Genomic DNA, 6,224 nt, shown 5'->3' with positions numbered 1-6,224 from the left:
GCCTCGCCGCTGACCAGGGAGACTTCCCGCTCGGCGGAGCGACCACCGTAAAGGAGAGCGACGCGCAGCTTCTTCATGACGCGCCTCCCCCGGTCTCGCCGGCGCCGACGCCGACCCGCTTGATCTCCCATTCGAGGGCGATGCCGCTGGTCTCCTTGACGCGGCGGCGCACCTCCTCGCCCAGCGCTTCGATGTCGTGGGCCGTGGCGCCCCCCTGATTGATCAGGAAGTTGCAGTGCTTCTCGGAGACCTGGGCGCCGCCCAGGGTCAAGCCGCGGCAGCCCGCCTTGTCGATCAACTGCCAGGCCTTGTGGCCCGGCGGGTTCTTGAAGGTGGAGCCGCCGGTGCGCGTGCGGATCGGCTGGCTCTCCTCGCGCCGGTTCTGAATCTCCTCCATCCGCTTGGCGATGGCCTCCGGGTCGCCAGGCTCGCCCTGCAAGCGCGCCGACAGGAAGATCCAGTCCTGCGGCGCCGCGGAGTGGCGGTAGCTCATGCCGAGCTCGGCGGCCGCGACGCGGTGCAGTCCGCCCGAGCCATCCACGGCCTCGGCCTCGATCAGGACGTCGCGGGTTTCCTTTTCATAGGCGCCGGCGTTCATGCGCAGCGCCCCGCCAAGGGTGCCCGGCACGCCGCAGAAGAACTCCAGCCCGGCGATGCCGGCGAGCTGGGCCGCCTTGGCCACATTGATGTCGAGCGCCCCGGCGCCCGCGGAGAGCACGCTGCCCTCCTCGGGCGCGAGCTCGACGAAGGCGCGGCCCAGCCGCAGCACGACGCCCGGCACGCCGCCGTCGCGCACCAGAAGGTTGGAGCCGACGCCCAGCACCATGACGGGCACATCGGCGGGCTTGGCCTTCATGAAGTCGATCAGGTCTTCCCGGTCGGCGGGCTTGAACAGCACCTCGGCCGGACCGCCGACGCGGAACCAGGTGACGCGGTCGAGCGGCGCGTTCTCGGTCAAGCGGCCACGCACCGGCGGCAGCCGGTCGATCAGGCGCAGGTCCCGGGTGGCGCGGCTTGGGTTCATAGGGCACCCCCCGCGACCTTCTTGGGGCCGAGTGCTTCCAGCCGTTCGGGCAAGCTCTGGGCCCAGGCGGTGATGTTGCCCGCGCCCAGGCAGACTACGAGATCGCCCGGCGCCGCGCGCTCAAGGATCATCTCGGGCAGCAGTTCCGGCCCCTCCAGCGCCGCCACGTGCCGGTGGCCGCGCTGGCGCAGCCCTTCCACCAGGGCGTCGCGGTCGGCGCCCGGAATCGGCGTCTCTCCGGCGGCGTAGACCTCGGCGATGATGACCTCGTCGGCGTCGTTGAAGCAGGCGCAGAAGTCTTCGAAAAGGCTCTTGAGGCGCGTGTAGCGGTGCGGCTGCATCACGGCGATCACCTTGCCCTTGGTCGCGCTGCGCGCGGCCTGCAACACCGCGGCGATCTCCACCGGGTGATGCCCGTAGTCGTCGATCACCGTGACGCCGTGCGCCTCGCCGGTCTTGGTGAAGCGGCGCTTGACCCCGCTGAAGCCCGCCAGGGCCGTGCGGATCTGCTCGGCGGTGACGCCCATCTCAAGCGCGACGGCCACGGCGGCCAGCGCGTTGGAGACGTTGTGCCGCCCGAACATGGGCAGGCTCAAATCCTTGATCTCCAGCGGCGGCTCCTCGCCGCGCGCGGATACCGCGACATCGAACAGCTGGCCGCCCGCCTCCGCGCGCAGGTTCACGCAGCGCACTTCGGCCTGGGGCGAGAAGCCGTAGGTCACGGTCCGCCGGTCGGTGACCCGGCCGATCAGCGACTGCACCTGCGGGTGGTCGATGCAGACCACGGCGAAACCGTAGAAGGGCACGTTGGCGACGAAGGAGTCGAAGGCTTCGTAGAGCCGCTCCTCGCTGCCATAGAAATCCAGGTGCTCCGGGTCGATGTTGGTGACCACCGCGATGGTGGCGGGCAGCTTGACGAAGGTGCCGTCGCTCTCGTCGGCCTCGACCACCATCCACTCGCCCTGACCCAGGCGCGCGTTGGTGCCGTAGGCGTTGATGATGCCGCCGTTGATGACCGTCGGATCGAACCCGGCGCCGTCCAGAAGCTGAGCGACCAGCGAGGTGGTGGTGGTCTTGCCGTGGGTCCCGCCGATGGCGACGCACCACTTGAGGCGCATCAGCTCGGCCAGCATCTCCGCCCGGCGAACCACAGGAATGTGGGCGGCGCGCGCGGCCTTCAATTCTGGGTTGTCGCCCTTGATCGCGGAGGAGACCACGACGACCCGGGCTTCGGCCACGTTCTCGGCCTTCTGCCCGACCATGACCTCGACGCCCATGCCGCGCAGCCGGGTCACGTTGGCGTTCTCGGCCATGTCTGAGCCGCGCACCTGATAACCGAGGTTGTGCAGGATCTCGGCGATGCCGGACATGCCGATGCCGCCGATGCCAACGAAGTGGATGGTGCCGATGTCGAGGGGCATTTCGCGCATCAGGCGGCCTCCTCGTGCTCAATGCTCTTGCCGGCCGCAACCGTCTCCACCACCTCGGCCAGGCGCTTGGCCGCGTCCGGGCGGCCCAGCGCCAGCGCCGCCGCGGCGGCCTGGGACAGCACGCTCGGACGGGTGAAAAGCTCACCCAGACGCTGTGCCAGCTTCTCGGGGCTGAGGCCGGACTGGGGCATGACCCAGCCGCCGCCCTGATGGGAAAAGGCCTGGGCGTTGGCGGTCTGATGGTCGTCGGCAGCACTCGGGAAGGGCACCAGGATGGCCGGGCGGCCCGCCGCCGAAAGCTCCGCGATGGTGGAGGCGCCGGCGCGCCCGATCACCAGATGGGCGGCGGCCAAGCGCTCCGGAATATCTTCAAAGAAGGTCTCTAGCGTCGCGCTGACGCCGATGCCCTCGTAGTGGGCAGCGATCTCCTCGCGCCCCTCTCCGGGAACCTGCTGAGAAAGCTCCAGGCGTTCGCGAAGCTCGGCGGGAAGCAGAGCGAGCGCTGCGGGCACGATCTCGTTGAAAACCCGCGCGCCCTGGCTGCCGCCGACCACCAGAAGGCGGATCGGGCCGCTCTCGCCCGGCGCTTCGTAGGGCTGGGCGCCGATAGCCTGGATCGCGGGCCGGACCGGGTTTCCGATGAAGCGGGTCTTGGCCGCTTCCTTCTCGCTCAGGCCCTTTACCTTGTCGTAGGCGGTGGCGATCAGGCGCGCCTTGCCCGCCATCAGGCGGTTGGCGCGGCCTGCAACCGCGTTCTGTTCGTGCAGCAGGATCGGGCGGCGCAGTTGCGCCGCGGCCATCAGGGCGGGGATCGAGGCATAACCGCCGAAACCCACGACTACGTCCGGGCGGCGCTGCGTCATGAAGGAGATGGCCTGGGTCGTGCCCAGCAGCAGATTGATGACGCCCTTCACCTTACCGAAGAAGCCGCCCCCGGCGACCGCGCCCGCGCGGACCTGCCGGGTCTCGACCTCAGGCAGGCTCTCGCCAAAGCCGCCGCCCCGCTTGTCGGTGACCAGCGCCACGCGCCAGGAGCGCTCAAGCAGCGCCTCGGCCAGCGCGCGGGCCGGGAACATGTGGCCGCCGGTGCCGCCGGCAGCCAGGATCGCAAGACGCTGACGCCCGGCCATCATTGCTCCTCCTCCAGCGCGCCGCGCTTGCGGGTCAGCGCCAGCAGCATGCCCATGCCGAAGGCCAGAGCCAGCAGCGAGGAGCCGCCGTAGCTGATGAAGGGAAGCGTCATGCCCTTGGTCGGCATGAGGTGGAGGGTCGAGCCCATGTTGATCAGCGCCTGGAGCCCGAACTGGAACAGAAGGCCTGAGGCCGCGAGCAGCACGAAGAGGCTGTTCTCGCCCCAGAGCCGCTGCATGCCGCGCAGCACCACGATGGCGAAGAGCATGACGATGAACAGGCAGACCAGCGCCCCGAACTCCTCGCCAGCGACGGCGAAGATGAAGTCCGAATGGGAGTCCGGCAGCAGGTTCTTGACCGAGCCCTCGCCCGGCCCGGTGCCAAGCAGCCCGCCGTTGGAGAAGGCCTCCAGCGAGCGGTTCACCTGATAACGGTCGCCCGCTTCGGGATCGAGGAACCCGTCGATGCGCGCGGCCACGTGGGGCAGCAGGAAGTAGGCGCCGATCAGGCCCGCGATGGCGAAGACCGCGAGGCCGACGACCAGGAGCAGCGGCAGACCGGCCAGGAAGAACTGGCCCGCCCATACGGCTGTCACCACCACCGTCTGCCCCAGGTCCGGCTGAAGGATCAACAGCGTTGCGACCAGCAGATAGAGGCCCGTGGAAATCCAGGTGCCGGGGAAACCGTCCTCCTCCTTCGCCGCGGCGAACATCCAGGCCGCGGCCACCGCGAAGGTCGGCTTCACGAACTCGGAGGGCTGCAGGGAGAAGCCCGCCACGGAAATCCAGCGGACCGCGCCCTTGATCTCGGTGCCCAGGAAGAGCGTGGCCACCAGCATGACGATGGACCCGAGGAAACCGATCACGGCGAGGCGCCGGACCTGCTTCACGCTCAGGAGCGAGGTGCCGAAGAGAATGGCGGCGGCAAGCGGGATGAGCACCAGCTGCCGCTTGGCGAGATGGAAGCCGTCGAGTCCGATGCGCCCGCCCGCCGCCGGAGAGGCGGCCATGGTCAGGATCAGCCCGAAGGCGATGAGCAGGCCCAGCGCCAGAAGGGTCCAGCGGTCGACCGTCCACCACCAGCGGCCGAGCGTCGAGGTATCGGTGCGGGCAAAGGAACTCATCGCGCCCCTCCCGCCTGAACCGCGCCCTTGCCCAGGACGCCCTGGACCGCCGCCTTGAAGGCCTCGCCGCGCGCCTCGAAGTTGGCGAACTGGTCGAAGGAAGCCGCAGCGGGTGAGAGCAGGATTACGGGAGCGGGCCGCCGCTCCGCCGCCGCCAGGGCATAAGCCTCGGCGACGGCGGAGTCGAGGCCGCCACAGGAACGGGTGGAGACCTTGCCATCCAACTGGGCGGCAAAGGCCTCACTGGACTCTCCGATCAGGAAAGCCTGTCTCACCTTGGGGTAGAAGGGCTCCAGGCCGTCGAGCCCGCCCTCCTTCGCGCGTCCCCCCAAAATCCAATAGATGTCGTCGTAGCAGGCCAGCGCCTTGGCCGCGGCGTCCGCGTTGGTGGCCTTGGAATCGTTGATGAAGCGGATGCCCTCAGCCTCCGCCACCAACTCCTGACGGTGCGCCAAGCCGGGGAAGGACCGCAGGCAGGCGGTGATCACCGCGCGGTCGACGCCGTGCGCCTTGCAGGCCGCATAGGCCGCAGCCGCGTTCTGCCAGTTGTGCGCGCCCGGCAGGCTGGCGATTTCCTTCAAGTCGATCGCGGCGATGGCCTCGCCTTCCTGATCGTCGAAGAGGACGCCGTCGATGACATAGATGCCGCCCGGGACCGGCGCCCCAGCCGAGGAGATGGGAATCACGATCTGGTCACCGGCCGCCGCCAGCTCTTCATGAATCTTGCGGCAATGCGGATCGTCCAGGCCGATGATGGCGGCGCGCGGCTTGGTCTGGCGGTGGAAGATCTGGCGCTTGGCTGCGATGTAGCCGTCCAGGCCGCCGTGACGCTCCAGATGGTCCGGCGAAATGTTCAGCAGCACGGCGGTGTCGAAGGTGATCGAGAAGATGCGCTCCAACTGGTAGCTGGAGAGCTCCAGCACGTAGGTGCCGCCCTCGTAGAGCGCGTCCAGCGCCAAGGCGGGCGTGCCGAGATTGCCGCCGATCTGCACGTTGGCGCCGCCCAGCTGCAGGATGTGGCCGATCAGCGCGGTGGTGGTCGACTTGCCGTTGGTGCCGGTGACGCCCAGGTAGCGCGCCTCGCGCATGGCCCGGGCGAGCAGCTCGACGTCGCAGACGATCTCGACGCCGGCCTCGCGGGCCGCCGCCGCCACCGGATGCGGCTGCGGGTGCAGATGCGGGATGCCGGGCGAGAGCACCAGCGTCGGGATCTCCGGCCAGTTGACCGTGGAAAGGTCGGTCAGGGGGATCTCCGCCTCGCGCGCCCTTGCGCGCGTGTCCTCGTTATCGTCCCAGGCGAGAACCTCGGCGCCCGAGGCCATGAGCGAACGCGCCGTGGCGATGCCTGACTTGCCCAAGCCCATCACCGCCACCGGCAGACCGTTCATGTAGAAAAGATCGATCATGCCCCCCTCACCGCAGCTTCAAGGTGGAGAGGCCGATGAGGGCCAGCACGGAGGCGATGATCCAGAAGCGGATCACGATGGTGGGCTCGGCCCAGCCCTTCTTTTCGAAG

The 6,224-nt window shown here is 69.1% G+C and carries 5 protein-coding genes; all 5 read right to left on the bottom strand.

The window, feature by feature from the left end; translation table 11 throughout:
* Nucleotides 1–73: 73 nt before the first annotated feature.
* Genes murB through murD form a run of 5 tightly spaced genes read right to left on the bottom strand, consistent with a single transcriptional unit; the run spans nucleotide 74 to nucleotide 6,114 of the window.
* Nucleotides 74–1,024 carry a UDP-N-acetylmuramate dehydrogenase gene (gene murB, locus P8X75_14220; GenBank protein ID MEJ1996340.1) on the bottom strand — a complete coding sequence of 317 codons (951 nt, stop codon included), beginning with the start codon at nucleotides 1,022–1,024 and terminating at the stop codon, nucleotides 74–76.
* The gene (gene murC, locus P8X75_14215; protein ID MEJ1996339.1) at nucleotides 1,021–2,454 is read right to left on the bottom strand and encodes a UDP-N-acetylmuramate--L-alanine ligase; all 1,434 of its coding nucleotides are present in this window, start codon (nucleotides 2,452–2,454) and stop codon (nucleotides 1,021–1,023) included. The genes murB and murC overlap by 4 nt, the downstream gene beginning before the upstream one ends.
* On the bottom strand, nucleotides 2,454–3,587 hold the full coding sequence (murG, locus tag P8X75_14210; GenBank protein ID MEJ1996338.1) for an undecaprenyldiphospho-muramoylpentapeptide beta-N-acetylglucosaminyltransferase: 1,134 nt from the start codon (nucleotides 3,585–3,587) through the stop codon (nucleotides 2,454–2,456). Before murG ends, murC begins: the two co-directional genes overlap by 1 nt.
* Complete coding sequence (locus P8X75_14205) at nucleotides 3,584–4,708, bottom strand: putative peptidoglycan glycosyltransferase FtsW (protein ID MEJ1996337.1); 1,125 nt, start codon at nucleotides 4,706–4,708, stop codon at nucleotides 3,584–3,586. Before P8X75_14205 ends, murG begins: the two co-directional genes overlap by 4 nt.
* A complete protein-coding gene (gene murD / locus P8X75_14200; protein MEJ1996336.1) occupies nucleotides 4,705–6,114 on the bottom strand; it encodes a UDP-N-acetylmuramoyl-L-alanine--D-glutamate ligase in 1,410 nt (469 codons plus the stop codon). Before murD ends, P8X75_14205 begins: the two co-directional genes overlap by 4 nt.
* Nucleotides 6,115–6,224: the final 110 nt, after the last annotated feature.

Source organism: Limibacillus sp., assembly GCA_037379885.1.
In the GTDB taxonomy this organism is placed as follows: domain Bacteria; phylum Pseudomonadota; class Alphaproteobacteria; order Kiloniellales; family CECT-8803; genus JARRJC01.
Note: the sequence above shows the minus strand (reverse complement) of the source record. Positions and strands in the feature narration are given on the sequence as shown.